27 protein-coding genes are annotated in these 26,579 nt (G+C 34.2%); 9 read left to right on the top strand and 18 right to left on the bottom strand.

The window, feature by feature from the left end; translation table 11 throughout:
* The first annotated feature begins 45 nt into the window (after positions 1–45).
* The 5 genes from ACFQ32_RS03375 to ACFQ32_RS03355 all read left to right on the top strand — a co-directional run bounded on the left by ACFQ32_RS03375 (position 46) and on the right by ACFQ32_RS03355 (position 6,417).
* Positions 46–606, top strand: a complete 561-nt coding sequence (locus tag ACFQ32_RS03375) for a hypothetical protein (protein WP_379906944.1) — start codon at positions 46–48, stop codon at positions 604–606.
* Positions 579–3,038: an AAA domain-containing protein gene (locus ACFQ32_RS03370; protein ID WP_244885269.1), complete on the top strand. Its 2,460-nt coding sequence runs from the start codon at positions 579–581 to the stop codon at positions 3,036–3,038. Before ACFQ32_RS03375 ends, ACFQ32_RS03370 begins: the two co-directional genes overlap by 28 nt.
* Before the next feature lie 280 nt (positions 3,039–3,318).
* Complete coding sequence (locus ACFQ32_RS03365; protein WP_046325685.1) at positions 3,319–4,215, top strand: alpha/beta hydrolase; 897 nt, start codon at positions 3,319–3,321, stop codon at positions 4,213–4,215.
* Between the two features lie 70 nt (positions 4,216–4,285).
* Positions 4,286–5,164 (top strand): helix-turn-helix transcriptional regulator, encoded by an 879-nt coding sequence (locus ACFQ32_RS03360; protein WP_046325686.1) that lies wholly within the window; start codon positions 4,286–4,288, stop codon positions 5,162–5,164.
* Positions 5,165–5,238: 74 nt separating this feature from the next.
* The gene (locus tag ACFQ32_RS03355; protein ID WP_046325687.1) at positions 5,239–6,417 is read left to right on the top strand and encodes an MFS transporter; all 1,179 of its coding nucleotides are present in this window, start codon (positions 5,239–5,241) and stop codon (positions 6,415–6,417) included.
* A gap of 79 nt (positions 6,418–6,496) precedes the next feature.
* Here ACFQ32_RS03355 and ACFQ32_RS03350 read toward each other — a convergent pair whose 3' ends face one another.
* The 7 genes from ACFQ32_RS03350 to ACFQ32_RS03320 all read right to left on the bottom strand — a co-directional run bounded on the left by ACFQ32_RS03350 (position 6,497) and on the right by ACFQ32_RS03320 (position 13,037).
* Positions 6,497–7,900 carry an APC family permease gene (locus ACFQ32_RS03350; protein ID WP_046325688.1) on the bottom strand — a complete coding sequence of 468 codons (1,404 nt, stop codon included), beginning with the start codon at positions 7,898–7,900 and terminating at the stop codon, positions 6,497–6,499.
* A gap of 9 nt (positions 7,901–7,909) precedes the next feature.
* Positions 7,910–8,638, bottom strand: a complete 729-nt coding sequence (locus ACFQ32_RS03345) for a gamma-glutamyl-gamma-aminobutyrate hydrolase family protein (RefSeq protein ID WP_046325689.1) — start codon at positions 8,636–8,638, stop codon at positions 7,910–7,912.
* Between the two features lie 173 nt (positions 8,639–8,811).
* Entirely contained in the window at positions 8,812–10,365 is a 1,554-nt protein-coding gene (locus ACFQ32_RS03340; RefSeq protein WP_046325690.1) for an ATP-binding cassette domain-containing protein, read from the bottom strand.
* A 274-nt stretch (positions 10,366–10,639) separates the two neighbouring features.
* Positions 10,640–11,083 carry an ASCH domain-containing protein gene (locus ACFQ32_RS03335; RefSeq protein ID WP_046325691.1) on the bottom strand — a complete coding sequence of 148 codons (444 nt, stop codon included), beginning with the start codon at positions 11,081–11,083 and terminating at the stop codon, positions 10,640–10,642.
* On the bottom strand, positions 11,083–11,475 hold the full coding sequence (locus ACFQ32_RS03330; RefSeq protein ID WP_046325692.1) for a cytidine deaminase family protein: 393 nt from the start codon (positions 11,473–11,475) through the stop codon (positions 11,083–11,085). Before ACFQ32_RS03330 ends, ACFQ32_RS03335 begins: the two co-directional genes overlap by 1 nt.
* A gap of 44 nt (positions 11,476–11,519) precedes the next feature.
* A complete protein-coding gene (locus ACFQ32_RS03325) occupies positions 11,520–12,005 on the bottom strand; it encodes a GNAT family N-acetyltransferase (protein WP_046325693.1) in 486 nt (161 codons plus the stop codon).
* A 144-nt stretch (positions 12,006–12,149) separates the two neighbouring features.
* The gene (locus ACFQ32_RS03320; RefSeq protein WP_046325694.1) at positions 12,150–13,037 is read right to left on the bottom strand and encodes an SDR family oxidoreductase; all 888 of its coding nucleotides are present in this window, start codon (positions 13,035–13,037) and stop codon (positions 12,150–12,152) included.
* Between the two features lie 160 nt (positions 13,038–13,197).
* Between ACFQ32_RS03320 and ACFQ32_RS03315 the strand changes: the two genes are divergently transcribed.
* Both ACFQ32_RS03315 and ACFQ32_RS03310 read left to right on the top strand, forming a co-directional pair.
* Positions 13,198–13,563, top strand: coding sequence for a DUF805 domain-containing protein (locus tag ACFQ32_RS03315; RefSeq protein WP_046325695.1), 366 nt, complete (start codon positions 13,198–13,200; stop codon positions 13,561–13,563).
* A gap of 368 nt (positions 13,564–13,931) precedes the next feature.
* A complete protein-coding gene (locus ACFQ32_RS03310; protein WP_046325696.1) occupies positions 13,932–14,489 on the top strand; it encodes a hypothetical protein in 558 nt (185 codons plus the stop codon).
* Between the two features lie 260 nt (positions 14,490–14,749).
* On the opposite strand, the gene ACFQ32_RS03305 is transcribed toward ACFQ32_RS03310, so the two are convergent.
* The 11 genes from ACFQ32_RS03305 to ACFQ32_RS03255 all read right to left on the bottom strand — a co-directional run bounded on the left by ACFQ32_RS03305 (position 14,750) and on the right by ACFQ32_RS03255 (position 25,169).
* Positions 14,750–15,916, bottom strand: coding sequence for a MalY/PatB family protein (locus ACFQ32_RS03305; protein WP_046325697.1), 1,167 nt, complete (start codon positions 15,914–15,916; stop codon positions 14,750–14,752).
* Positions 15,917–15,921: 5 nt separating this feature from the next.
* Positions 15,922–16,812 (bottom strand): DUF3737 family protein, encoded by an 891-nt coding sequence (locus ACFQ32_RS03300; protein WP_046325698.1) that lies wholly within the window; start codon positions 16,810–16,812, stop codon positions 15,922–15,924.
* A 426-nt stretch (positions 16,813–17,238) separates the two neighbouring features.
* A complete protein-coding gene (locus ACFQ32_RS03295; protein ID WP_046325699.1) occupies positions 17,239–18,354 on the bottom strand; it encodes a glycoside hydrolase family 172 protein in 1,116 nt (371 codons plus the stop codon).
* A gap of 360 nt (positions 18,355–18,714) precedes the next feature.
* Positions 18,715–19,647 (bottom strand): Nif3-like dinuclear metal center hexameric protein, encoded by a 933-nt coding sequence (locus tag ACFQ32_RS03290; RefSeq protein WP_244885270.1) that lies wholly within the window; start codon positions 19,645–19,647, stop codon positions 18,715–18,717.
* A gap of 60 nt (positions 19,648–19,707) precedes the next feature.
* On the bottom strand, positions 19,708–20,496 hold the full coding sequence (locus ACFQ32_RS03285) for a PRD domain-containing protein (protein WP_046325701.1): 789 nt from the start codon (positions 20,494–20,496) through the stop codon (positions 19,708–19,710).
* Between the two features lie 11 nt (positions 20,497–20,507).
* The gene (locus tag ACFQ32_RS03280) at positions 20,508–20,924 is read right to left on the bottom strand and encodes a PTS sugar transporter subunit IIA (RefSeq protein WP_046325702.1); all 417 of its coding nucleotides are present in this window, start codon (positions 20,922–20,924) and stop codon (positions 20,508–20,510) included.
* A 1-nt stretch (position 20,925) separates the two neighbouring features.
* Positions 20,926–21,747, bottom strand: a complete 822-nt coding sequence (locus ACFQ32_RS03275; protein ID WP_046325703.1) for a PTS system mannose/fructose/sorbose family transporter subunit IID — start codon at positions 21,745–21,747, stop codon at positions 20,926–20,928.
* Positions 21,740–22,537 (bottom strand): PTS mannose/fructose/sorbose/N-acetylgalactosamine transporter subunit IIC, encoded by a 798-nt coding sequence (locus tag ACFQ32_RS03270; protein ID WP_046325704.1) that lies wholly within the window; start codon positions 22,535–22,537, stop codon positions 21,740–21,742. The genes ACFQ32_RS03275 and ACFQ32_RS03270 overlap by 8 nt, the downstream gene beginning before the upstream one ends.
* A gap of 2 nt (positions 22,538–22,539) precedes the next feature.
* Positions 22,540–23,034, bottom strand: coding sequence for a PTS system mannose/fructose/N-acetylgalactosamine-transporter subunit IIB (locus ACFQ32_RS03265; protein WP_046325705.1), 495 nt, complete (start codon positions 23,032–23,034; stop codon positions 22,540–22,542).
* A gap of 149 nt (positions 23,035–23,183) precedes the next feature.
* The gene (locus ACFQ32_RS03260; RefSeq protein WP_046325706.1) at positions 23,184–24,263 is read right to left on the bottom strand and encodes an alpha/beta hydrolase; all 1,080 of its coding nucleotides are present in this window, start codon (positions 24,261–24,263) and stop codon (positions 23,184–23,186) included.
* A 156-nt stretch (positions 24,264–24,419) separates the two neighbouring features.
* On the bottom strand, positions 24,420–25,169 hold the full coding sequence (locus ACFQ32_RS03255; RefSeq protein WP_046325707.1) for a sulfite exporter TauE/SafE family protein: 750 nt from the start codon (positions 25,167–25,169) through the stop codon (positions 24,420–24,422).
* 99 nt (positions 25,170–25,268) lie between these two features.
* Between ACFQ32_RS03255 and ACFQ32_RS03250 the strand changes: the two genes are divergently transcribed.
* Together ACFQ32_RS03250 and ACFQ32_RS03245 are read left to right on the top strand one after the other, a co-directional pair.
* Positions 25,269–25,826, top strand: coding sequence for a TetR/AcrR family transcriptional regulator (locus tag ACFQ32_RS03250; RefSeq protein WP_046325708.1), 558 nt, complete (start codon positions 25,269–25,271; stop codon positions 25,824–25,826).
* 65 nt (positions 25,827–25,891) lie between these two features.
* Positions 25,892–26,500 carry a hypothetical protein gene (locus ACFQ32_RS03245; protein ID WP_046325709.1) on the top strand — a complete coding sequence of 203 codons (609 nt, stop codon included), beginning with the start codon at positions 25,892–25,894 and terminating at the stop codon, positions 26,498–26,500.
* The last annotated feature ends 79 nt before the right edge of the window (positions 26,501–26,579 follow it).

The following is a 26,579-nucleotide window of genomic DNA, read 5'->3' as shown; positions in this document are numbered from 1 at the left end:
TTTATAAAGTATATAATATATACAAATAAAGGAGGTTGACCATATTTGATTAATATAAATAACATTTTAAATGCATGGATATTAATTGAGCAATTATCAGAAGGTGATATTAAAAAAAATAACAAAACCATAAAGTCTTTAAAAGAGCGCTTATATTTTCCTGCAAATTCAGCATCTACAAAAATTGATTTTTATCAAGTTTTGCATGAAGAACTTAAAAATAATAAATATAAAAAAGCAGGGATCATTCTTTATTTAAGTACATTTAGATTTCAAACAGTTATAAAAAAGATTGCTGACCATTATAAATTAGATTCATTACAAGATGATATAGCTGATACATGTAAATTTAGTATTGCTGTTGTTTTTGACAAAGACCTAAACCTGATTGCAGATAAAATTTTTGTAACAATGAGTTACTACATTCTTAAGGAGGGAGAAGGGCTAAGTAGTGATACAACATCTTTTAAAAATTATGAAAAAAATATTAAAGAAGAAATAAAAAATTATTTTCATTTCAAACTGAATCACTCACATCTAAAAAATATACAAATAGATTTAATGAAGCTTTTTTATCTATGTATAAATTACTTGATATTGATATAAAAGAATCTTATTATAGCAGAGTCAATAATATAGAAACTGATATTTCAAATTTACATTCTTTTTATATAGATGATTTAAATTCTGCAAAAATATCGCAAAGTGAAAATTTAAAAAAATATTTTTATGGTATTCCGGATGATATACGTTTGAATTTAGATCCAACTCAAAATACTGAAATTTTTAAAAAAATTTTGCAACCTAAGAACTATCCTTTAGGTCACTTTTTTTCTAAATTTCCTGCATCACTAATGCAACAAGTAGCAATTAATCTCGCTATTAATGATAAAAATGACATCCATACAGTAAATGGACCTCCAGGAACAGGGAAAACTACTTTACTTAAAGATATTTTTGCAGAACTAGTAGTTAGGCAAGCAAAAGAAATATGTGATCTTGATAAAAAAAATCTTTATTCCGTTGAGGATAGTAAATTTGGACAAACAAAATTACCTGATAAAATAGCCAGTAAAAATATCGTAGTTGCTTCTTCCAATAACGGAGCTGTTCAAAACATTGTTAATGAACTTCCTCTTTTTCCTGATAAAAATGAAACTTTTAAAAATATAATTTCCGAATTAGAAAAGGCAAACTACTTTAAAGATATTGCCAATTCGGACTCAAAATCTTCGAAATTCTGGGGACTATTTTCTAAAGAAGGTGGTCGTCAAGATAACATGAATAAAATAATAAAAACCATTAAAAAAGTTGTTGATGAATTAAAAAGTGATGATTTTCAAACTGATCCTGATGCATATAATAATTTTATTAGGCAATATAAAAAAGTTAAATTAAAACAAAATTTTTTACAAGAATATTCTGAATATCTATCTAAAAAGGAAAACTGGGCAAAAAAAGTTAATAAATATAAATTAATTGTTGATAAATTAGGAAAAATCACATCCTCTACTTTTGATACAGATATCTCTCACCTTAAAAAAAATATTGGTATTCATCAAAGAGACTACGATCTCAAGCTTACTGAAATCAATAATTATGGTATCATTATTAATATTATTAATTGGATTATTGATCATTTATTTAATGGACATAAAAAAGAAGAACAGAACAAAAAAATACAAGAATTAAGAAATTTATCTAAAACTATTAAAAAAGAAACTAATTCAAAACAAAATCTAGAAAATAAATTGGGACAATTGCAAATTGAAGCAAGTAATATAACTCAAGAAGAAAAAAGATATGCTCATATTAATGTTCATATACCAAATTATGAAAGAAATTTTAATTGTCGCAAAAATTATGAAGACTTTGAAGAAGAAACATATTGGTACACAAGCAAAGATTTGGAAGAAGAGGTTTTATTATTTATATTTGCTTTAAGAGTCAAAAAACAATTCCTTTATGAAAACCGCAATTCTTTGTCTGCAGCATACTATAACTGGATTTACAAAGATAAAAAAAGTAAACCTAATCAATCCGAAGTAGTATTACGTGCTTGGGAATGGATAAATTTCACAATACCTGTTATTAGTACTACATTTGCCAGCTTTCATCGTATGTTTAAAGATTTTCCGAAAAACTCAACCCCTGTTGGTAATTTGTTTATTGACGAAGCTGGCCAAGCTGTACCACAGGCTGTAGTTGGGGCACTTCTTAAAAGTAAGCGAGTTTTGGCTGTTGGCGATCCAGCACAAATTAAGCCCGTTAATACATTAGATTCTAAGATTATTTCTCTAATAGGTAGTCAAATTTTCAAAGTTAGTGAAAAATATGTTTCAGGTAATACTTCAGTTCAAACAATTATGGATCAATCTAGTCAATTTGGATATTATAAAGATAAAGAACAAGAAAATTGGATTGGTGTTCCTCTTTGGGTTCATAGACGTTGTTTAAATCCAATGTTTAGTATTTCTAACGCAATTTCATATAATAATAGAATGGTTTTACCTAAAAAAGTCAAAGAAGCTGAAGATGCAGGAAAAGCAGGATGTGGACGTTGGTGTAATATTAAAGGTCCTTCTTGTGATAAATTTGTCAAAAGACAAGCTGATTTTCTAAAAAAAGTAATTAAAATAATAACTATTAGTAAGAAGAATTCATTCACACAAAAAGATATTTTTGTTATTACTCCCTTTAGACATGTTGCCAATGAACTTATTAAAGAGTTAGATAAAATTGGTTTTACTATGTATAAAGATAACAAACCAACTAATGTTGGTACTGTTCACACCTTTCAAGGTAAAGAAAATAAAATTGTCTTTTTGGTTCTCGGTGCATCTTATAAAGAACAATGTGCAGCACGTTGGGCAGTTAAAGAACCTAACATTATTAACGTAGCTGCAACAAGAGCCAAAAATGGATTTTTTATTATTGGTGATAAAGCTTTATATAAAGAACTCAATTACACAACTATTAACCTAACTATTAAAACCATTAATGAATTTAATAAAAAACTTAAAAAATTAAGTAATTAAAATATTGAATTGTAAATTGTGAAATTAAATTAATGTAACAACTTCATTTAGGGATTAGTCTTGAATATTTTATTGAAATCTATTTTTTGATTTTTTACAGCAATTTTATAACAATATTTATAGCTTTGACTTTTATCAAAACTATAAATAAAAGTTAGTTTTGATGAAACTTTTGTTTTTCCAATCGCCATTTTGAAGTGACTTTATAGCCTTTCTTTTTCATAATAGTGAAGTAAAATATACTTGATAAAGCGATTTCACAAAAAGGAGTACTGTAAAAATGGCAGAACCAGATTATCAAAAATTAGTTCAAGAAATGCGGAGCGAATTTAAAAAAGGTGATGACCAACGTGACGAAGGGTTGCCAACACAAATTCCCGAAGTAGAAAGATGCGATAATATACCGTATGGTGACGATCCTAAGTATCAGATACTTGATGTGTACTTACCACAGAAAAGAACTAATGACAAACTACCGGTTATCGTCAATATCCACGGTGGCGGCTGGGTATATGGCACTAAGGAAACATACCAGTTCTATTGTTTAGCCCTTGCCAAAGCAGGCTTTGCAGTAGTTAACGCCAATTACCGGTTAGCACCTGATGTTGTATATCCGGGCGAGTTAGATGATATTAATCGGGTATTTCATTGGGTAGCCGAAAAAGAAAATGCCGCTAAATATCAGTTTGACCTAGACAATGTGTTTATAGTTGGAGACAGTGCTGGTGGTCAAATGGGTGAACAAATTTTAGCAATCTACACCAACAATGAATACCGTAAATATTTCGGCTATTCTCTCCCTAACCTAACTATTAAAGCAGCCGCTTTAAACTGTGGAGCTTACTTCTTAACAGAGATTAATTCAATTGCCGGTGCACCCGAAGCTTATTTCAGACCTGAAATTCAAATGGATAAACATGATGAACTAAATGTAGAGCAATTCCTAACACCGGCTTTGCCACCCCTGTTTATCATGACTTCTACTGATGATTTTCTGCGTGATAATGCCTACATGCTTTCAGGTTATCTCCATGCTAAAAATATTTACCATGAACTCCATTTTTATGGTGATAATGACCATCGTCGGGGACACGTTTTCCACGTTAACCAAAAAGACGATTTAGCCAAGCAGTGTAATGAAGATGAGTTAAACTTCTTCCGCAAATATCTCAATTAAATAATATCTACCAAAACTGGTTGAACTAGTATAATTTAGTTCGACCATTTTTAGTAAAGGAGAAAATATCATGGCACGTGATAAGCATGAGTTAGTGCAATTAGATGAACTTCCTGTTTTTATCAAGGTTCATCAATACCCGGGCTCTTCAGAAGTACCTCCTCACTGGCATCAAAGTATTGAGCTGAGTTTTACACTAAGAGGGAAAATTGACCATTTTATTATTGGTGGGGTAGATCATGAAACGCATCCTGGCGAAGTTCTAATAATTAATACCCAAGTTGTTCATAGCGTGCGCAATCTTAACAGCTCTAAAAATGATCTGGCTTTATCCCTGCTTTTTCCTTATCCCTTAGTATTACAAATGTTTCCTGAAATGGACCATTATCAATTTGAATTGCAGCCCCTTGCAAAATTAAGTTTAGAGCAAGTAGAGCAATATCATTATTTACAAACTTTATTGAGTAAAATTATTGCCATAAAATCTGCACCAGCTAAAGCTTTTAAAAATCTGGACTTAACTATTCTTAGCTATCAAGTTTTAAATATTCTACTCAAATACTTTTTAAAACAACGAGACAATAAGGGCCAAATATCACGTAACTTAATTATTACCGAACATTTGCGCCATGCTCTAGATTATATTCAAAATCATTACCAAGAGCCAATTACACCCCAAAACATTGCGGACAGCTGCCACTTATCACGGCAATATCTGCAACGAATTTTTCATCAAAATATGGGAACTACTATCGGTAAATATCTTAGGAATTTCCGGGCACAAAAAGCATATCAAGATTTATGTCATACTGCTATGACTCTCACAGCAATAGCAATGAATAACGGCTTTAGTGGTATCCGCTCTTTAAATAGAGCAATGGTTGATTATTATGGCCAAACTAGTATGCAAATTAAAAAAAGTTCCTCAGCGCCAAATCAAAGCTACTGAAAGCGTTATTTTAACTGTAAAAAGAGAGTAATATATTATTAAAACTAGTATTAAATAAAAAAGAGGCAATTAATATGAAAAAATTTAATCCAAAATCTGGATTATTCAAATGTGCTTTATTATCAATATCATTAATGCTAATGATAGCACCACAAATTTCTTCAGTACTGCCGTTGATGTACTCATCATTTCCGCAAGTTTCAAGGGCTGCCGTAGAAACATTAAGCACAATTCCTAATATTGGAATTGTTGTAGGTCTGATTATAAGTCCCTTTTTAATAAAACTGATCGGAACCAAGCCAACGGTTATTACTGGTTTAGCAATTGCTTTACTGGCAGGCACATACCCAATGTACGCAGCAAGTTATACACCAATTTTAATTTCCCGTTTTCTTTTAGGAGCTGGGATTGGTCTCTTTAATTCATTAGCTGTTAGTCTGCTGTCCAAATTCTATCAGGGCAACGAACTATCAACCATGCTTGGTTTTCAAAACTCAATGGGTAGTGTAGGTGCTGCTGTATTTTCATTTTGTGTTGGTCTCTTAGCCGTTATGGGTTGGCATGCAACTTTTGCAATCTACTTAGTAGCACTGCCAGTCATGCTATTATTCGGCTTAGTAGTGTCATTACCAAATGAAAAAAGTAAGGGAACTGATACTGAAAATTCACCAGTTAAAGAGGAAAATAAGATCAACGGCAGCGTCGTGGAAATCTCTCTTATTATGTTCTTCATGTACGTCTTCTTTATGCCAATGACTTTTAAACTACCACAATTAGCCACTACGCAAAAAATCGCCAACGTTAGTCAAATTGCTTTTGTTTCTAGTGTAGCAACTCTGGTTGGGATACCTGTCGGAATGTGTTATGGCTATTTGAAAAAGAAACTCCAAGATTTAATTTTACCTATAGGTTTGTTGCTGCAAGTCGTTGGACTATTGGCTCTTGCCTATGCTGCTAATTTACCAGTATTGGTTATTGCTGTTATTGTCTTAGGCACTGGGTTTGGTCTGTCAGTTCCTTATATTTTTAACTGGCTAGATGAAGCAGCTCCGCGAAATTCGGTCAACTTTGCTACGACGATTACTTTAGTGCTCGTAAATGTTGGTTGTGCCGCTTCACCGACGATTATAGACTGGTTAGGCAGCAATTTAGGCAATGGTTCACCTCGTGCCGATATGACAATGGCTGGAGCTGGTATGATTATTTTGTTCTGCTACAGCTTGATCCACTATTTTAAAGTAAGAAAGCACTAGAAATAACTAAATATAAAAAGAGTTGACGTGATTTTTTCACGGCCAACTCTTTTTTTATATGTTAATTTATCCTGGCAAACTATTGCCGCTGGTTTCTTTCTTTTCTAGAGAACCAAAACATAAATAAAGGTAAAATGATGAAGCCAAAGATCATCATGAAAATTGCATACCAGTTAACACCGACGACTTGACCATTCACAATAATGCCAAATTGCGCTTGCCAGTTATATTTAACCAGCAAAAAGATTACTAAAATTATTGACAATATTGGTACAAATATATCAGTTAAAACATTCTTAGGAGCTGGTAAAATTGGTTGTTTATTCTTACCATAGTAAAAGCAAATTACTGCCAGTGGAACAATGATAAAGCCTAAAAATCTGACCATGGCGCTTAATGTGATCAAATTGGTCATGTTGTATTGAAAAGCTAAAGGTACTAAAATTGCTAATGCTTCAGAAATAAAAAATGTTTTAATAGGAAAATTATTTTTAGTTCTTTTGGTTAAAGTAGCTGGCAATTGATGTTCGCGTGCCATTGCCTCCAAAATACGTGGCGCATTAAAGCTAGAGGCAACGTTAATTCCCAGCATAGAAATAAGCGCACCAACTAAAATTACATCCCGCAATACTTCATTTTTAAAAATTGCACTGACTGCTACCACTTGTTTAGTCGTCATCAGCGCCTTAGGATCTAGCACCATCGCTACGGCCACTACCCCAATATAAATAGCGGCGATAACTAAAATTGCTAGTGGAATAGCCTTTGGTAAGTTTTTTTCTGGCTCTTGCATGTCTTCTGAACCAGAGGCAACTGATTCAAAACCTGTAAAAGCATAGAACGCTGAAACAACGGCCATCACGAGTCCTGTAGTAGTTAAAGTTGGTACTATTCTTTGTCCGTTTTGCGTTATTTGGTCAACAGATGACAAACTATGTGTGGCTCCAGTGGTAATAAGTAAAACAACACCCGCCACAATAATTAAAATTAATGCAGCTAATTTACCTGCTGTAGCCATGTTCATAACAAGTTTCACAAACTTTTGTCCAAATAAGTTAATTACAGTAACTACTACCATTAAGATAATAAAACCAATAGTAACATTTAAAAATTTATCTGGATTGCCACCAAAAATAGAAATAGTCGATTTGATTACACCAACAGCCATTACTCCCCAGGCAACACTAGCAGAAAAGTAACGCAAAATGCCAACGTAAAAACCAACGTTATCACCAAAAGCAGCTTTAGAATAGGCATAAGAAGCACCAGATTTAGTTACATACTTAGCAGCTGCTGAAAATGAAATAGCTAAGACTGAGGCAAAAATTGCAGCAATGAAGTAGACAATTAAAGCTTTACTCCCTGCCTGACTAACTACACTACCAGGTGTTAAAAAGATACCGGAACCAATAATTGAGTTAATAGCTAAAAGAACAATCGACCAAAAGCCAAGTTTGTCTCCTGCGTTTTTGTTTTGAGTCATATTTACTCCCTACTTAGCATTTTCAACCACAAATTTAAATAAATTATTCATATACTTAGTATTAGGATTGTTGTGTAGCATTTCTGGGTGCCATTGAATCGCCAAAACAGTACCCTGTTTATTTTCAAGCCCTTCCGGGACGCCATCGCTTGCATCTGCAACTTCAAGTAAATCTGGCGCTATGTCTTTAATTAATTGGTGGTGAAAAGAATTAACCATGCATTCAGTCTTACCCAATGTTTTAGCTAATAAGCTGTTTTCCTTAATTATTACTTTGTGAGTAGGCAAATCAGGTGTATGACCTTGTTCGTGTTTTAGAGTTTGCTCTGAGCGATAACTAATATCCTGGTAGAGACTGCCACCATGTGCTACATTAATAATCTGTGCCCCGCGGCAAACTCCCAGAACGGGTTTATCAGTTTCTTCAGCAATTTTTAATAAAAGCATGTCAAAGTGATCTCTCTGAGGCCAAATGGGACCAATTTTAGGCATTAATTCTTCACCATATAAGTGAGGATCAACATCATGTCCACCAGATAAAATCAATCCTTGCACATGAGCCATCTGGCTTTTAATAACTTCATCATCTTCAGTAAAAGGAATTATAAAGGGAATTCCGCCATTTTTAACAACAGAATCCACATAATCCTCATTAACATAACTACGTCTGTATCCTGGAAACATTCCAGCAGAATCAATCATTTCAGATCCTGCTATGCCAATAACTGGTTTAGTCATTTTTCCTCCTTAATTAAACTTATACTACTAGTTATTAACATTATAATAGTTATTAGCAATTTGCGTGTGCCATTTGTTTTTAATATTGACCCCTTAATTTGCTTTACAGTAAAATACTTAAAGTAAAACAAGCTATCCATAATTTTTGCTACTGTTGTCCCAATTAATAAAACCTAGTTCTTTTTTGAAATTCTATTTATTTCCCGGGAAATATTTTCAATGTCATTAAATGAAGCATTAGGATCGGAAATCAGTTGGTCTAATTTGAATTGTAATAAACTGATCTGATTAGCAGTCTTAGCATTTTCTTTACTCGAAAAATCACTAGGAGTTATTAACTTGTGATTTTTTATTTTCCAAGAAGTAAAGTTTAAATCTTTTAATAATTTCTGATCGTGAGAAACTACAATAACAGCAAACGGATAGTTTCTTAGAAATTCTGCTAAAGCATTAATAGATGAAATGTCTAAAAAGTTGTCCGGCTCATCAAGGATCAGTAAGTTATGTTCACCTAAAAGCACTTTTGCCAATTTAAAACAAACAAGCTGTCCTCCACTCAAAGCACTAACGCGATTATCCAAAGACCTTTGCAAATGCAAGTCACCTAAAAGCTGCATTGTAGTAGTTTTATTAAAAATGCTGTTTTTATATATTACCTCTTTTACTGTAGCTGTTTCTTCAGTTTCCTGCGCCATATTTTGTTTGAAATAGCCCATTTTTAGCTGTGGATTAAGCCAGACAGCCAGTTTTTTGTGAAATAATTTTTCTAAAAAAACTGATTTTCCAGCACCATTTATACCAGTTAACGCTATTTTTTCTTTTCCTTTAATTTTCAACTCTTTAGTTATTGCAAATAATTGCTTTTTATGTAGAGTAACACTTTGCGTCTTGAATCTGACTATGCTGCTTTTCTGAGACAGCTCCAGATTCATATTTTCAATATTACCTAAAGTGATTGGCTGATTAACTTGCGGCTTTTCCAGCGTCGTTTCTGCTTTAGCTATACGCCTTTTCAGTAAAGTACTTTCACGAAAAAGGCTTTTTTCTATACCGCTGCTATCTTTTATTTTCCAATCGGACCAAGAAATACTTTTCTTTTTCTTAGTAGATTTTTTAGCCCTAGTTTCGTACTCCCTTTGATCTTTTTTTAGTCTTTTAATTTCAATTCGTTTTTGATAATACTCAGTATTCTGCCTTTTTTCTTGTGTTCTAAGAAATTGCTGGTATTCGTCATAAGTACCTTTAAATTCATGAACTTGCTGGTCCTTGATCTGCCAAATAACATTGACAAGCTTACTTAAAAAAGCCTGATCATGACTAATTAACAGAATTGGTTGTTTTAAACTGTCTAAGGCTTTAATTAGCCATTTTTGTTGCTCAATATCTAAATTAGATGTCGGCTCATCCAAAATTAGCAGAGAATTCTGAGTTTGATTTAACTGAAGTAATGCTTGGACAATAGCTGACTTTTCCTTTTCTCCGCCACTTTGCTCACTGTTATTTAAAATTTGTGGTACTAAAATAGTATGGCAATTTCTTTTAACTTGCCCCTCTACCTCAAAAACTGTAGGCTTTTCAGCAATAATGTTGACTAACGTAGTTTTACCTACACCATTATCACCTATCAAACCGATTATTTGCTGGTCTTGAACATTTAAATGTGGAGCTTGAAATAAAACCTCACCTTGATATTCTACTTTCAGATTCGTTATTTTAATATATTCCATGTTAACACCTGCTTTTTGCTAAAGAAAAAGCACTGATAACCAAATTGCCCATAATTTGATTAGCAGTGCACAAAAAGCTAGTGAAACTAAAGAATCACCACAAAAGAGAACAAAACTAATTTCTGATTATCGGCAAAAAAGCATGACAAAAGCTTTGGTTATCAAACTTTTTGCTTACTAATAAAACCAGAAATTAATTCTCCATTTTGGTAATAACCTCTTTCTCTAAATTATTTTAACTATATCATATTTTTTTCATTTTGCAACGGTCAGATTAATCAATCTTTGCAAAAGTTTCACAAACCATTGGCGCTTGAGGATAAAATTTTTGCCCATTAGCTTTAAATTCTTCTTCAAAGAATTGATCATGAACTGTGCGCCAATATTGATAACTGCGATCTCCTTCTCCTTCATGATAAGCATGCTCTGCGGAAATTTGATTATACGGAATAATTTCTACAACTTTGTCTTGGACAACACAGACGGGTTTACCTTGACTATCGAGAATTATGTTCCAATCGCCAACTTTAGGTATATCTTCATCACCTGGTACATATTCTGAAGTTGTGGCAGTTTTTATGCCTCTCTTAACTAACTCAGCCAATTCATCTGCATCTTTTTCACTATAACCAAAAGACCAAGCGTCAACTTTAGTGCCGGCAGGCAAATTATGCTTAAGGCAAAAATCCTGCCAAAATAGTTTTACTTCTTTGTCCATTATAGCCACCATTCTGGGGTTAATTCGCCCATTGTAGCGACTTTGTCCTTTTCATAATCCAGCATAATTTCAACTTGTTGATAATCTTTTTCCATTAATTGAACAATAAATTCGCGACAAGCACCACAAGGAGCACCATTTTTACCATCTGCCATTAATGCTAAAACTCTGCTAATTTTAGTTTCACCATCTGTAATCATGTTAAAAAGCGCACTGCGTTCTGCGCAGACACCTAACCCACAAGCTGTATCAACACAAACCCCAGTATAAATTTTTCCTGATTCAGCTAGAACAGCAGCAGCGACTCCACCAGCTTCCATATGAGGACCAATTGCATTGAACCCTTGCACCTTTTTCGCTGCGTCATACATTTTTTGCCATGTTTTATCCATATTTTCCCCTGCAATTCTTTCATATAATATCTATAAAACCAAACTCAAATTTTCTTTGACATAAGATTGAATTTATAGATGCCGCCATTTGAATGCACATTTTCTGTACCTGTTTGGACATAACCTGCCGTTTGATAGACTTTAATTGCGCGCAAATTAAAGTCAGCAACGGATAAAACAATTACTTTATAGTCATAGTTATCTTTGACAAAATTTTCAATGACTGACATAAATTCGCTGCCTAGACCATGACCAGTTAGATTAGGAGCTAGTCCCAAGCCAACTTCAACTTGTTCTTTTTTCTTCTTATCTGGGTCAAGACAAAAGAAGGCGACTAAGTTGTCATCTTCATCCAAAACCTGAAAGTAATTATTTTTACGTAACTGGGGAGAAATTATTTCACCATAATCTTCTTGATCATTTTTCATATCGTAAAAAGCATATTGTCCGTCGTAATGCCACTCATCTGCAATAATCCTGGCATTTTTTTGCGACAATAGTGCTATTTTTTGAAAAATACTTCTATTCATTTCTTCACCTCTATTCTTTGGATATTAAATACTAATTAATTATTTAATATACTGAAGCCCTATCCAAAAAGCAAATTTTGCATAAAAAATCCGCTTTTACTTTTGTGTAAGCAAAAACGGAAATTAAATTTTATTTATTATTCCTTAATTAATAGCTGGTCCACCTGTGGCACCATATACTTGGCCTGTCACATAACTTGCCAAGTTTGAAGCCAAGAAAATATAAACATGAGCTATTTCATCAGGTTGTCCTGCGCGTTTCAACAGTACTTGCTGACCAAATGTAGCAAGAGCATCGGTTGGCTGACCACCACAAACTTGCAGAGGTGTCCAAACAGGACCAGGTGCAACACTATTAACTCTAATTCCTTTAGGAGCAAGACTTTGAGCCAAATTAATAGAAAAGCTGACAATTGCTGCTTTGGTAGCTGCATAATCAAGCAATATTGGTGATGGACTGAAGCCTTCTAAAGAAGTCGAGGTCAGAATTACGCTGCCCGGCTTCATATGCGGTACTGCAGCCTTAGCCATCTCAAACATTGAAATGATATTAACTTCAAAAGTATCGTGCACTTGATCCATTGACAAATTCTCTATGCCATCAACATTTTGTTGGATAGCTGCGTTCATTACCAATAATTCTAAACTGCCCAATTCTTTGACAGCTTTTTCAACAACTTTTGCTGCTTCGCCACGTTTACGGAAATCAGCTGGCAGCAAAACTGCTTTACGTCCAGCCTTTTTAATCAATTCAGCTGTATCTTTAGCATCTGACTCTTCTTCTGGCAAATACTGAATGGCTACATCTGCTCCTTCTTTGGCAAAGCCAATCGCTACAGCGCGGCCAATACCGGAGTCACCACCTGTGACAAGGGCATTGCGGCCCTTTAACAATCCATGTCCTTCATAGTCGGCCATGTCACCAGCAGGTGCAGGATCCATTTTACTTTGCAGTCCAGGATATTCCTGTGATTGCTTAGGAAAATCATCATGATGATAACGCTTTAACGGGTCTGATAAATTATTGTCCATTTGTACTTTCTCCCTTCAATAAATTCAAGTTCAAGATAACGCTTTTATAATAATAAAACAAAAATATTGCTTATTAATTCATATAAAGCCTTTATCTTTGCCCATTCTCTTGCAATGCACTATGATGAATTTATTAGGTAAAAGTAGGAGGAAATATTTAATGATTAAATCATATAAAAAGTTCTGGCAGAATATTTTTAATTTTTCCGGCACTGCTAATCGTTCAGAATATTGGTGGCCAGTGATTATTAACTGGATATTGGCTTTTATTTTGATGAATTTAGTTGAAAGCTTATTAGGTCATTCAATTAATGATATTTATAATTGGGGCGATTGGAGCATCAAGACGAGCTCTCTCATCATATCCTTTGTTGTCTGGATTGCAATGTTATCTTTGCGCTTTCGCCGTTTACATGACAGTAATCATTCTGCTTGGTGGATTCTAATTATGATAGTGCCAATCATTGGCGATATTTGGTTCATCATTCTAATGTTATTACCATCCAAAGCAAATAATTACGATTAAAAAGTATTTCCGTTTCAATAAAAATTTGGCTTTATTTAAAGTAATATAAATCAGGTGCAATAATTTACCTTTAGTGTCATTATTGCGCTTTTTCTTTGCCAGCTAATATTTCTTCCGGCAATTTTTTCGCTCATCCATGTTATGCTTTTTGGTAGCTTCATTATAAAAAGTTAGTTTGCAGTCAATTACTTTTATTAATTTATCCAGTATCATCATTTATGCAATAACCTTATTAAGTAATGAACCCCATCTCTATCATCAAGTCAATCGTAATAATGTTTCACATGAAAAAAGCAATTTTTTATTTAAGCATATCAAGTTTGTATAATATCTATCCTTGCTATAATTAGGAAAATGAAGTATATTTTATGCATATTAAAAATAAGTTAGTAAATTGGCCAAAAAGTATGTTACCAACAAAAATAACACAGAAATTATTCAGCCAATTCAATCAAAAAATTGCACAGATACCACAATTATGGGAAAGAATTAATTCAAATAATTATTCATGGAATTTATCTGGACTACAACAAATTCAAAATTTATTGCAGGTTTGCGCTAAACATAATAAGCATGTTGCAGAACAACTAAAGCAATTATCCACAGAAGTAAATGAGCAATTAGTCTCAGTCTTTAAAAACAGAACCTTTTTAAAAATTCTTGCTCAGAAAATGCAGCTATCACCACAAACAACAAAAAAGATTCAAACTTTATTAGATAAGTTCACAAGTAGTAATAGCAAAATTTCTCCGGGTAAACTTTTGATCATAGTTTTGTTTATTGCAATGGGAGCCCAACTACCGCTAATTTTTGAAGACTCGCTTAATTTCAAAGGCATCATATTAGCTGTCTCAACTATTCTTGACTACATCACTACTGCCATTCAACTTGCTCAGCATTTTCAAAAAAATAAATCTAAAAATTAATTTTTTACAACTTAAAACCGGCAAATGAAAAGTCTGTTTCAACAACTAGTATGCAAATAGGTAATTAAACTATTCGCCTTATTAGCAAATTAATAATATTGAAAATATGCTGACTCAGCTAATTAATCTGCCATATTTATTACCTTTTGTTTTTGAGTTTCACATGAAACATTAATTTCGTTTATAGCACTAGTTAGCTTATTATTATTTCTAGTCAAAAAGCGACTATGCTGATTGCCATAGTCGTCTTTTTAACATATTTAAGCGGAATATTGGGTTAGTCCTGTCTTTAATCTTTCTAAGCCATCTTTAACCATTGCTAATGGGCAGGCAAGGTTCATACGTAAAAAGTTGTGACCGTTACCGCGATAAATACTTCCCGGTGATAAAACCAGACCTGTTTTCTTCTCTAAGTAATCTGCTAGTTCTTGCGAGTCGGTACTAATCTGTTCAACATTAAGCCAAATTAAGTATGTTGCTTTGCCTGAGACCACTTTTACTTGGGGAAGATTCTTATTGATAAACTCTTGTGCATATGCAAAATTAACATTTAGCTGCTTAATCAATGCTTGCAACCAATCATGACCTTGTTCATAAGCAGCAATCGTTCCCGGAATAGCCAACAAATTAGGTTCTGCTACTTCGTCACTATTGAGACCGCGATTAACCATAGCGCGCAAGTTATTATTCGGTACGATAGCGGTTGCTGCATGCAAAGCGGCAACGTTAAAGGTTTTACTTGGCGAAACTAAGGAAATGACGTTGTCACGTGCAGGACCATTTACTGAAAAGGCAGGAGTATAATCTGGTCCTTTGCGCACCAGATCACCATGAATTTCATCAGATAAAAGTACCACATGATGTTTAAAACATAAATCAGCAATTTTTTGAACTTCTGCTTGAGTCCATACCTTTCCTACAGGATTATGCGGATTACAAAAAATCATTAGTGTCGTCAGAGGTAATGCTAATTTTTGTTCCAAGTCTTCCCAATTGATCTTATAATTTGAACCATCAAATTGCAGGTCATTACTTAAAACGTGCCGACCGTTATTTTCAATCGAATTATAGAAAACATTATAAACAGGTGCTTGCACTAAAACATTGTCACCAATGTGAGAGATCCGCCGCACAACTGCAGAAATTGCCGGTACTACACCCGTAGTAAAAATCAGCCATTCCTGCTCTGGCCGATGACCATGCTCTTTTTCATACCAGTCAGCTACAGCATTAAAATAATCATCTTCAGGCCACTCGTAGCCAAAAACACCGAGACTAATTTTTTCTTTCATTGCAGCAATAATTTCCGGTGCAGTTTTAAAGTCCATGTCGGCAATTGACATTGGTAAGTCGCCTTTTTTAACATGCCACTTGACTGAATCTGTCATACTTCTATCCGGTGCATTAACAAAATCATATTTATTCATTATATTTAATCCCCTGGTTTCTGATTTTCATCTGAATGATCAATCTTCTCATCAATTTTAGCACAGATAATTTCCGTTTTAGCGGGAGTAATTTTTTGTGGATCTAGAATCAATTTACCTATTGCAGGAGCAGCAATTCTACCGGAAATTGGATTCTTGACACTATCGATCTTACTCGAAACCGTAGCATCGATATTAGAAACATATTCAAAAGCTAAGTCTGTGTGAATTAAACTGGTATCTTTTAGTTCCAAATGGTCAATGTAATTAAGTCCTTGATCACTTTCAATCTGACAATTAATGAACTTAATATTGTGGCCATTCCAGGCCAAATATTCACCATCAATTGTTGAATCGTACACACTAACATTTTCGCAATTCCAAAAAGCATCTTTAGCAACAAAAGTAGAATTATGCACTTCAACATTTTGGGCACCATCAAAAACATAGTTGCCAACTACACTGACGTGGTCAAGATAAATATTTTGACTGTCTTTGCCAAAATAATCACCGTTAATTTGACTATTGGTAATGCGAATGTCCTTGCATGTCCACATTGTCTCCTCAGCATTTGCAAAATGAACATGGTCCAAATTTATTTTTTCTGCTCTTCTAAATAATTTTGGTGCCTGCAAAGCCGAATTTTTAATCGCAATATTTTTGGTATACCAGATACCACTACGAGCCATAGTTTCAAAAACAGTATTAGCGACAGTGATGTCATTGTCATACCACAACGGATATTTCCACTTAAAAACAGAGTCTTTAATGCTAATTTTGCTGGCTTCCTTTAGTGGGGACTCACCCTCTCCAAAAGTGATTCCTTCCAGTTGTGCATCTTTTAGTCCAAAAAGAATTCTTTCACCTGCAAAAAAATGATTTTTGATAATGCTCATTCTGATCTCTTTTCTTTGATATAATTGGTGGGCTGTAATTTTTATTTAAATAACCAAATTGCCTTATTTTATTATCCACTGAAAAGTATTCAACATAAAATACCAATTAATTAGGTCCGACTATTACAAAAAGTTATACTAAATTACTTTTCAATTATATAAATATTTTACCATTCTGCTAAAAACTTACCGTATCTTTTTTAAAAGATTGAAAGGCTTTTTAAATAACTAGGGCTAAAGTAAGACCATCTGATACGGAGATATCTAAATATAGTAAAAATTACGCACTCTTATAAAACATGACGTTCTCAAATAGATGCAGAGTACAATCAAGGAAACTGGAATTTTGACAGTTATCAGCGCCCGAAGAAACGTGGTTCTGTTACCGTAACAGAATCACGTTTTTAATTTGTCATTTATAGATACCTAGCGTGGCACCCTTTCCGGTTGGGGAGCAATAGCTGGTAAATCACTTGCTTTTTCTGCCGAGTACCAATAAGCAACGGCAGCAACATCATCTGAACGCTCAAACAATTGAATATCATTATTGCCGATTTGCTGGACAGTTACTTTTAAATCGTGTTTAAACCGAATTGGGTCCAATAAGTGAAAGCGATATAACCCATGCATTGGCAAAGCATCATTGCCAAACGCATGTAAAGGCATTAACTCACCATTATTAAATTCATCCCGAGTATGATCGACCTTTGACATAAATGGATATCCCATAAAAGGTCTTTGAAAAGTTTGGGCGTAAGTCTTACCGTTTTTGTCTTTTTGATGAAACGCCCAGGCTCCACCAAAATAGTCTTCAGTACCTGTAGAAGTAACTGTTGGATAGTTGGTATCACCATCAATGTAAAATTTGAATTCTCCTTCACCCCACCAATAACGTTGTAAGGCGCAGACTTCAAAATAGACCCCTACAAAATGTCCGGGGCCTTTTATAGAAGGTAAAATTACAAAATCATTTTGTTTTTCAGTATATTCTTGTCTATTCCAAGCAGCATGAAAGTATGCGGCATCTTCGGGCACATCTTTGATAACATAGTCAATACCATAAAAGAAACCGTCAATATCACCAGGATGTTCGTTTGTGATTGTAATTTTAGCGGATTTTCTAAAAGGCATTGGAAAGTAACTGTTAAAGCCACCTGTTGGGTTAACAGTAATTAAAGCAGAATTAATTTCACACCGTTCACCAAAACCATTGCAGAAAAAATCACCAATAGGAACTTCAACTGCCGGCTTATCTGCTCCGTCCCAATACATTCTCAAAACTACATCCCGCAATACAAAACTACCTGCTGGAGTTGCATCAGCAATTGTCATCCAAATATGCCTGATTTCTCCTGCAGAATGAATATCAGCTATGGTTACAGTTTTTCCCTGAAGTAATTTAATGGAACCATTGCCTTTGCGGCTAGGTCCCAAGTCACTGGCACTCATTGCGGCTTTACCCTTAGCGCCCGTTAAATTTTCAGGTGATATTGTCCGATTTTCTTCATTTAAGTTAATTAGAGCTAAATCCGAAATGTTCATTTTAATTCTCCTTATTAGTCATTTTTATTTGGTTATAAATTTTATCAAGATTATAAAAGTACATTACTACAATTGATAATACAATCATAGCTATCGGTAACAAAATAAAGTTAGTCTTAATGGCAAAGATTGCTTTACCAGATTGAACGTGATGCGGTACATATTGGCCCCAACTTAGTAAAAAGCTCAACTAAAGGCAAGGGTTGCAACTAAAAACAAATTAATTTAAAAGGCACCAGTATTAGTGCTGAGAACCCCAAAATTTAATATACAAAAAGTACGCGATTCTACTATCGTAACAAAAAACCGCGTACTTTTATTTGATATATCTAGCTTTCTTAATAATTCTTATATCATTGATCAACTTTCAGCAATAAAGTGGTACATATCTCCTGATTGGATAAAATTAACTGGTATCTCTGTATTTTTAATAGCTTCTGGCAACCACTTTTGCATATAGTGCATCCCTGCTTCTTCTGTATTAAAATGTCCAATTTGAACAATTGCTTTATTTAACCCCAACATATTGCTGTCTCTGATGTATTCAGCCAATGTAAAGTCAATCATTTCCATCGTCAACACGCAATCAATCTTTTCTTGGTTGATTAAGTTAATTATCTCATTGGCATCTCCCAGATTATGAAGCGGAATAATAGCTTTTCTTACTGGCGTATCAAGATCTCCTTCGATTCTACAACCATTTAAATGTAGTTTTGCAATTAAATGCTGTGCAATGTTTCTGGCAGTAGTACCTGCTGGAAAGTCAAAGTATAAGGGTATGCCACTAAAGTTTTGCATGTACTTCGTCCAGCCGAGCTCTTGGGCGTAGCCATAAAAGATACCATCTGCCCAGCCGTCAGGACTTTCACTAGCGGGGATGCCAGAATGAAGGTGGTCATGATCCCTTCTTACTACAATTTTATATTGATCTAACAGCCTTTTCTTTTCTGCAAAAGTTTCGTTATGATTTTCTTTGAGCCAAGTAGTGTGATCTCCGTGATTCCAAAACATTGCCTCATGACAAATTATTAAATTTGCACCATACTGATGAGTTTTCCTTATTACCTCTACACTAGGCCAGCAAGTCGTCACTATTCCTGTACATTGATCATCCAGGTGGCTTTGACCATAAAGAATTTTATCTCTATCAGTATCATGGCCCAACTTAATTAGCTTTCCTGCCTCTTTTTGGCTACCAAATTTTTTGACTTCAATTTCTCCGCGTTCATATTGAATTAGATGGTCTATTACTTGTGCTATTTTCATCAAAATTATTCTGCCTCTCTTATTCATCTTGCGAGCTGCTTTCAACTTGCTTTAAGTGAATGACTAAATAAAGACGCTCACTACTATTTAATTTATAATCCATTTCTTGAAAAAAATAATCCTGCAATTTTTTAGAGTACCCTTTAATTCAGGAAATTGTTTTAAAAAAGAATCCAATATCTGCTTATTATCTTGAGACTTATCATTTAGATAAGTTTTATTGCTCTGAATCTGGGAAATTAAAAACCTTAAATGTACTGTAAGCCTCTCCAACGCCGTTGGTTTAGCTGGATAGCCTAAATCTGTAATAATAATTTGCAACACTTTACTTAGATGTAGGGTAACATAGTTTTCATTTGATTGCTTGTTTTCATCAATAGGACTAATTTCATTTTCAACAAAATGAATTGCAATTAAACTAATTTCACCAGCTGGCAATTTGACATTAAAAGTGGCATTGATTCTTTTGACCCCTACTTTAGCTTCTTCATATTCAAGGGGATAAACATTTTTAACACTAGTTAAAGATGAAATATTATCATTACTAGTTCTCTTAACGGCAAAATAAATATGGTCTGCTAAACTGATAATCAAAAATTGATTAAACTTAGTTCCAAGCTTTTTCTCTGCATGATCAACAATATTCTTTGCCACCGCCAAATATTCAAGCGGTACATTTTCAAGTAAATTTGATAATGAATTAAGCCATTCCGGATCTTTGATATTTTTGATAAAAGTCTGTACGCCATTGCCTTTAGTAATTTGGTCACCAGGCTGTTTTTTAAAGCCAATACCATTACCAAAAAGAATAGCTTGTTGATGATTTTTGATATTAACCAAAACGACATTATTATTAAAGACTTTTACTACTTTCATAACTTTATTTCCTATTCGTCATCTGATTCATTTCCACTCTCATAATCATTCATATATACAATCTGATTTTTTGCTTGAGCTATCAGCTCCTGTATCTTTTGTTTCTTTAACTGATTACTTGGATCAAGCGTAATTGATAATACTAAAGCCAAATTAACACCAGTTATTACATTTATATTTTTTCTTTTAATCAATTGTGAACAGTTCTGATTAACACTTCCCCCTAACAAATCCGTTAACAAAAATACTTGATCTTGTTCATTAAAACTATTTATTAATTTTGTTAGTTCTCGAATTGGAAATTCATTTTTACCATCTTCATAGGCACAAAGATAATGGATATTTTCGATATTACCTGCAAAAAATTTAACTGTTTCAGCCATACCTCTTGCAAGTGTTTTATGTGAGATGATTACTATCTGTTTCATTTTAAGCCTTTAAAATACCTAACGCTGCACCAACCATGGCGATAACAATTACCATCAAAATCAAGGTAGTCATTTTACGCCCTTTCTTTAACATCCAATAAAGTAAAGCCGTCAATAATACAGGTAAAAGTCCGGGCATTAATTGATCTAAAATTTGTTGACCCGTCAGTGTTACTCCCGCTTGGCTAAATTTTAAAGCCAGCTGAAAATTGATTGTCGATGGCACGATTGCTCCGATTACTGCAATTCCCAGCACTGACACAGCATCTGTTAAGGCAGAAAGTTTGTCACTCATATTAGTCATTAATGCAGTTCCAGAATCGTAGCCTACATTATATAGAAATGACCGTAAGAAAAAGAACAAGACATACACCGCTAAATAGATCCACATGCCAATACTATTGCCATGTTTACCCATTGAGGCGGCAATGGCACCTAGTACCGTTGGGAATAGTATCCAAATTAAAGTATCTCCGATTCCTGAAAATGGTCCCATTAAGGCGGTCTTTAAGTCCTGTACGGCTTGCAAAGACTTAGTTTTACCTTTTTCTTCAATTGCCAAAGTAGCTCCAGTAATAATCGGGGACATCCAGGGATTGCAATTATAGAATTTGAATTGGTTATCAATAGAAGCCTGCAGCCCGTCCGGATCATCGTGATAGATTTTACTAAGTGCGGGAAATAGTTCCCATACCAAGGTAGCCGCAAAGCCACTGTCATAGTTATAAGTGCTGATAGCCAGATAGTGCCGTCTCATGGCACGCCAAATATCTTTTTTAGTTAGAACCCTGCCATCATTTTTCACTTCAACTTCTTTATTCATCTTCCATATCCTCCTGTGTCAACCCATTTGCGTTGGTAACTGAACTATTATTGTTATTAGTTTTTGCATAATTCATAAAAGTTGGAATCGCACCTGCAGCACCAATTAATGCTACCCCCAAAATTGGCATCTTTAGATATGCAGTTAGTGCAAAACCAACTAATAGCCAGTAGCCATATTTTTTAAGTGGCATATAAGTTAAAAGCATAGCCATACCAACTGCTGGTAACATACCTCCAGCAACATTGAGACCGACCGTAAACCAAGCAGGCATGAAGTTTAAAATACTAGTAACTACGGTTTTGCCAAACAGAATTGCTATAAATACGGGAACAGCTGATTCCAAAGGCATTAATGCCGTCATTACAGGAATAAGCAGCCGCATTTTTTTATACTGTCTTTTATCGGCCAATTCGTGTGCTTTATTAGTAATAAACGAATTCAAAATCTTAAGCAGGACATCCAATTGGATGCAAATCATCCCTACGGGAACCCCCAGTGCTAGCCCAGCAGCCATACCTTTTCCTGAACTAATAGCTACTGCAGTAGAAATTATTGCAGCCACAGAATAATCAGGAGTCGAGCTGCCACCTAGTGCAGCTACACCTAATGACATTAACTGAATGGTTGCACCAATGACTAAGCCCATTTGAAAATCTCCTAGTATTGCACCAACCATGCAAGACCAAAACATGTAGTTCATAGGAATAATTTGAGTAGTCATACCATCTAATCTTTGAACATAAGCTATTACAGTAATTAAAATTATCTGCCAAACAGTAAATCCCATAATTATGCCCCTGCTTTCTTACTATTTAAAATTTTTGCCACATCAACACTATCGTCTTGGGGAACATATTGAGAGACAATCTTGCAGCCCCTGTCAAGAATTGCCCGATAAATATCAACTTGTTCGGGTTTGATGTATGCTCTCTTGGTTACTTTAATTGCATTATCAAAAGTTAATGTGCCACCTAAAACTAGTTTGTCAATTTTTTCTCCTTGTTCTAGCAAGTTAAGAAAAACATCGGGCGTTTGTGAAATGATGAAAACCTTTTGACGATCATATTTATGATTACTAAAGTTTGTTAATGCCGTTTCTTTAGTAATAATTGACACTGCCATGCCCGACGGCCTTCCTAGTTTCATCGCCTGTTTTTTTTGCGGATCGTTAGCCACGTCATCATCTATTACCATCACTCTTGTTGCGCCAGAATCAGGCGCCCAACTGGTTGCCACAATGCCATGAAGTAATCTATTATCAATTCTTGCTCCTATAATTGCCATAATTTTCCTCCGAAAAACAAAAAACCAAAATAAAGATTCGTGACGTACTGTAAAAGAACATCATCATCAATATTTTGGTTTCGCCAGTTTCTAAACTGTTACGATCCTTTATTCACTTTTTTATTATTATACTATCAGTTTATTTTTACTTATGCAAGCGCTTTTTTAATTACTTTAGCTATTTCCAGACACATGTCCTCGGCTTGTGGTTCCGTGCCAAAAAAGTTCAAACTACCATGGTCACATCCCAGATATTTGATAACATTCAATTTTACATTATGCTGTAAAGCTTTTTTGATAAACTCTTCAGCTACTAAAGTAATTAAATCATATTGATTTAGAATAAAAGTAAGCGGTGGAATTTTACTCCAGTTTCTAATATTAAAAAGGTCTACGACTTCATCTCTGGGATCTATTTTGTAATGCAAATAGTTACTTTCAAAGCCAGCTAAAGAGTTTAACATCCTGCAAACTCTGTTTTTAGCATATTGCTCATCTTCTGGACAAACATCAAATTTATGCCAATCATAGTATGGTTCCACATTATTATCTAAAGCCGGGTATAGTTCTATGACCCGGGAAATAATTGAAGTGTCCTTCATTAAAACAATACAAGAATTTATCAACCCACTGCCTGCACTGTCACCTGCCAAGACCAACTTTTCACTATGTGATCCAAGCTTTTCGTGGTTACTTGTTGCCCAACTAATGATACCTAATGCGTCATTAATTGCTGCTGGATAAGGGTTTTCTGGAGCTAGTCGATAATGGGGAAAGATAACTGTTGTTTGTGCCTGTTCAGCAATATATTTCATTTGTTTACCAAATTCTTCTATTTTACCGGTCATATAGGCTCCACCATGAAAATAAACTAAAATGGGATTGTCATGGTTTGCATTTTCAGCTTTAAAAATAAAGGTATCAATGTAATGGTCATTATCAATTTCAACTAATTGTTCTTCTTCAATTACCTTACTAGTTGTTAAATCATAGGTAATATTTTCTGGACGATTGCGGTCAAAATTTAGTGAAAATGGTTTAGATCCTATACCCTCATCCATCTTTTTCTGAATAACTTTTTTAACATATGGATCTACTATATTTAGCTTTGTTTCTCCTGTTTGACCAGGTACAGGTTTAACAGTTTCTTTAACGCCATTAATATTTTTTTCAAAAGTCTTCGTCTGTAATTCAGTTATTAAAGACTGTGAATATTGCCTTTCCTCCATGATTGCTCTCCTTTTTTGCATAAAAAAACCGAAAAAGCATACTTACATATACTTCTTCGGTTTCGCCAGTTTCTAAGCTGTTACGATCCTAACTAACTTTTAAAATTATATTAACATACTTTTATGATGTTGGAAAGCGCTTGCTTAAAAATTTTTTCACAGCAATGACTTAGCTCCTAATAATATAAGCAAAATACCGATTGTAGGTTTCATGTAACGAGTAATTTTAGTTTTAGCTAAAATCTGGGCTAGTCTTGGTGCAATTATTGCACCTACTATGGCACCAATCATCAAGGGTAAGCCAGCAGTCCAGTCTACCCGGCCGTCAGCAATATGAAAGATTGCGCCTGTAATGGTCATAAAAACTAAAACGTAAGTTGAAGTTGCAGTAGCTTGAAAATCTTGTAACCCCAGCAAAAATAAACCACCGATAATAACAGCACCACCGCTCATGCCGGCTACGCCAACCATTAAGCCGCCCAAAATACCATAAATTCCAGCTTCCATTCTGGCAAACTGCGTTTTCTTAACTGTTTCTGCGGTTTGCGCTTTTTTCTTAAATAACATATTAATGCCAAGCACTACTAAGACAATTCCTATTAGCCACTTATAAATTTTAGCGGGAATATATTTTGAGACCAGTGCCCCGATTATTACAGCTGGAATTGCCGTGAGTAACATTTGATTACCCACTTTAGTATTAATTTGTCTTTGGTGGTAATAACTAATTGCTCCGATTATTAATGAAGGTAAAGCAGTCACTAGTGAAGTTGAAGAAGCTGTTGCCGCATTTAAGCCAAACAAACCGGTCAAAATTGCCAGGTAGATGGCTGCGCCGCCACCACCAAAAAGAATAACAAAGGTTCCTATTACTAACCCTATTAATCCTAATAAAAAAATTTTCATAATGCTTGACCTCTTAATTTTTGCCATATCTTGTGTTATAGTTACAATATGTAATTATAATTTACAAGTTGTAAAAGTCAAGCAAACAGGAAGTTTAGTATGCCACGTCAAATTTTATCTAAAGAATTAATTATAAAAACCAGTATTAAATTAATTGAAAACAAAAAAGAAAATAATTTTGCGACCATTGCCAGAGAACTTGGTACTCAATCACAGGCTTTATATAACTACTTTCCTAATCAGTTAGCGCTAAATTATGCTATAGTTGCTCGGATAATTAGTTTAATGACTGATCAGCTGCGACGAAACTTATTTGGTAAAGCCGGCATGACAGCAATTATTGATTTTGCAATGGAGTTTCGCCAAATAGCTCTTAATCATTTTCATTTAACACAATTTGTTTTGAAAATGCCGCGTACCAATATGTTTCCTGAAACTAACGCAGCTTTTAATGAACTAAAATCTATCTTTAATCAAATGATAGCAACTGAGTTTACTGATCCTAAAAAGCAATTACTGGCAAGCAGGTGCATTAGAGATTTAGCAATAGGAGATATTGTCAACGTTGGAACAGGTTGGTTTGCGGATAAATCGTTACCAGCCGATAAAAGCTTTCGCAAATTGCTGGAGCAAAGTCTTTGCGTTATTGCAAATTAAATTATATATGTTATCTTTATTTTAGATATTTGTTCAATAATAGTTTTTAATACTGGGAGGAAAAATTGAATTTTAATCATAGCGAGTTTATCAATGTTAATACACAAGCTAATACTGTTGACCTAAAGGAAGAGCCCATTCTTCGTGTGATAAAAGCTAAAAAACTCGCAAAGCCTGATGAAAATACATTTACTAAATTAGCTAATTGTAATTTTCATAATGGTATCATAGAGGTGCAAGTTTTAAGTCGACTATTGCCGGATGCTCCAGACTATGCACGTGGCTTTATTGGAATTGCTTTTCGAATTAATAAAGATAATTCGGCTTTTGAATCTTTCTATATCAGACCCACAAATGGTCATACAAAAGATCCAATAAGAAAGCGCCATGCTGTTCAATACTTTTCGTATCCACATTATACTTTTAAATACTTTCGCGATAATAAGATTACTAAATATGAAAATTCAGCAGATATCGGGCTCAATCAATGGATCACCATCAAAGCAGAAATAAAAGATGAAACTGGAAAGTTTTACTTAAATAACAACAGCAACCCTATTTTAAAGGTCTCGAGCCTTAAACATGGTTCAAAAGCCCAAGGTAGTGTCGGCCTTTTTGTTGATATTGGTACTGAAGGCTTCTTTAAGAATCTAAAAATTATTTCGACAGATTAAAAGATTCTGGTGAATAACAAAGTCTAAATTGGATACTAAAGCAGTCTGACCTGTGGTATAATTTCGATACATGACGATT

Source organism: Lactobacillus melliventris, assembly GCF_042679465.1.
Taxonomy (GTDB): Bacteria; Bacillota; Bacilli; order Lactobacillales; family Lactobacillaceae; genus Lactobacillus; species Lactobacillus melliventris.
This window is presented reverse-complemented; position numbering and strand designations above follow the sequence as displayed.

Excerpts from the sequence above, each read along its gene's own strand:
- ACFQ32_RS03370 (WP_244885269.1), top strand. The coding sequence starts at position 579 with ATGTATAAATTACTTGATATTGATATAAAAGAATCTTATTATAGCAGA.
- ACFQ32_RS03365 (WP_046325685.1), top strand. The coding sequence starts at position 3,319 with ATGGCAGAACCAGATTATCAAAAATTAGTTCAAGAAATGCGGAGCGAA.
- ACFQ32_RS03360 (WP_046325686.1), top strand. The coding sequence starts at position 4,286 with ATGGCACGTGATAAGCATGAGTTAGTGCAATTAGATGAACTTCCTGTT.
- ACFQ32_RS03355 (WP_046325687.1), top strand. The coding sequence starts at position 5,239 with ATGAAAAAATTTAATCCAAAATCTGGATTATTCAAATGTGCTTTATTA.
- ACFQ32_RS03350 (WP_046325688.1), bottom strand. The coding sequence starts at position 7,900 with ATGACTCAAAACAAAAACGCAGGAGACAAACTTGGCTTTTGGTCGATT.
- ACFQ32_RS03345 (WP_046325689.1), bottom strand. The coding sequence starts at position 8,638 with ATGACTAAACCAGTTATTGGCATAGCAGGATCTGAAATGATTGATTCT.
- ACFQ32_RS03340 (WP_046325690.1), bottom strand. The coding sequence starts at position 10,365 with ATGGAATATATTAAAATAACGAATCTGAAAGTAGAATATCAAGGTGAG.
- ACFQ32_RS03335 (WP_046325691.1), bottom strand. The coding sequence starts at position 11,083 with ATGGACAAAGAAGTAAAACTATTTTGGCAGGATTTTTGCCTTAAGCAT.
- ACFQ32_RS03330 (WP_046325692.1), bottom strand. The coding sequence starts at position 11,475 with ATGGATAAAACATGGCAAAAAATGTATGACGCAGCGAAAAAGGTGCAA.
- ACFQ32_RS03325 (WP_046325693.1), bottom strand. The coding sequence starts at position 12,005 with ATGAATAGAAGTATTTTTCAAAAAATAGCACTATTGTCGCAAAAAAAT.
- ACFQ32_RS03320 (WP_046325694.1), bottom strand. The coding sequence starts at position 13,037 with ATGGACAATAATTTATCAGACCCGTTAAAGCGTTATCATCATGATGAT.
- ACFQ32_RS03315 (WP_046325695.1), top strand. The coding sequence starts at position 13,198 with ATGATTAAATCATATAAAAAGTTCTGGCAGAATATTTTTAATTTTTCC.
- ACFQ32_RS03310 (WP_046325696.1), top strand. The coding sequence starts at position 13,932 with ATGCATATTAAAAATAAGTTAGTAAATTGGCCAAAAAGTATGTTACCA.
- ACFQ32_RS03305 (WP_046325697.1), bottom strand. The coding sequence starts at position 15,916 with ATGAATAAATATGATTTTGTTAATGCACCGGATAGAAGTATGACAGAT.
- ACFQ32_RS03300 (WP_046325698.1), bottom strand. The coding sequence starts at position 16,812 with ATGAGCATTATCAAAAATCATTTTTTTGCAGGTGAAAGAATTCTTTTT.
- ACFQ32_RS03295 (WP_046325699.1), bottom strand. The coding sequence starts at position 18,354 with ATGAACATTTCGGATTTAGCTCTAATTAACTTAAATGAAGAAAATCGG.
- ACFQ32_RS03290 (WP_244885270.1), bottom strand. The coding sequence starts at position 19,647 with ATGAATAAGAGAGGCAGAATAATTTTGATGAAAATAGCACAAGTAATA.
- ACFQ32_RS03285 (WP_046325701.1), bottom strand. The coding sequence starts at position 20,496 with ATGAAAGTAGTAAAAGTCTTTAATAATAATGTCGTTTTGGTTAATATC.
- ACFQ32_RS03280 (WP_046325702.1), bottom strand. The coding sequence starts at position 20,924 with ATGAAACAGATAGTAATCATCTCACATAAAACACTTGCAAGAGGTATG.
- ACFQ32_RS03275 (WP_046325703.1), bottom strand. The coding sequence starts at position 21,747 with ATGAATAAAGAAGTTGAAGTGAAAAATGATGGCAGGGTTCTAACTAAA.
- ACFQ32_RS03270 (WP_046325704.1), bottom strand. The coding sequence starts at position 22,537 with ATGGGATTTACTGTTTGGCAGATAATTTTAATTACTGTAATAGCTTAT.
- ACFQ32_RS03265 (WP_046325705.1), bottom strand. The coding sequence starts at position 23,034 with ATGGCAATTATAGGAGCAAGAATTGATAATAGATTACTTCATGGCATT.
- ACFQ32_RS03260 (WP_046325706.1), bottom strand. The coding sequence starts at position 24,263 with ATGGAGGAAAGGCAATATTCACAGTCTTTAATAACTGAATTACAGACG.
- ACFQ32_RS03255 (WP_046325707.1), bottom strand. The coding sequence starts at position 25,169 with ATGAAAATTTTTTTATTAGGATTAATAGGGTTAGTAATAGGAACCTTT.
- ACFQ32_RS03250 (WP_046325708.1), top strand. The coding sequence starts at position 25,269 with ATGCCACGTCAAATTTTATCTAAAGAATTAATTATAAAAACCAGTATT.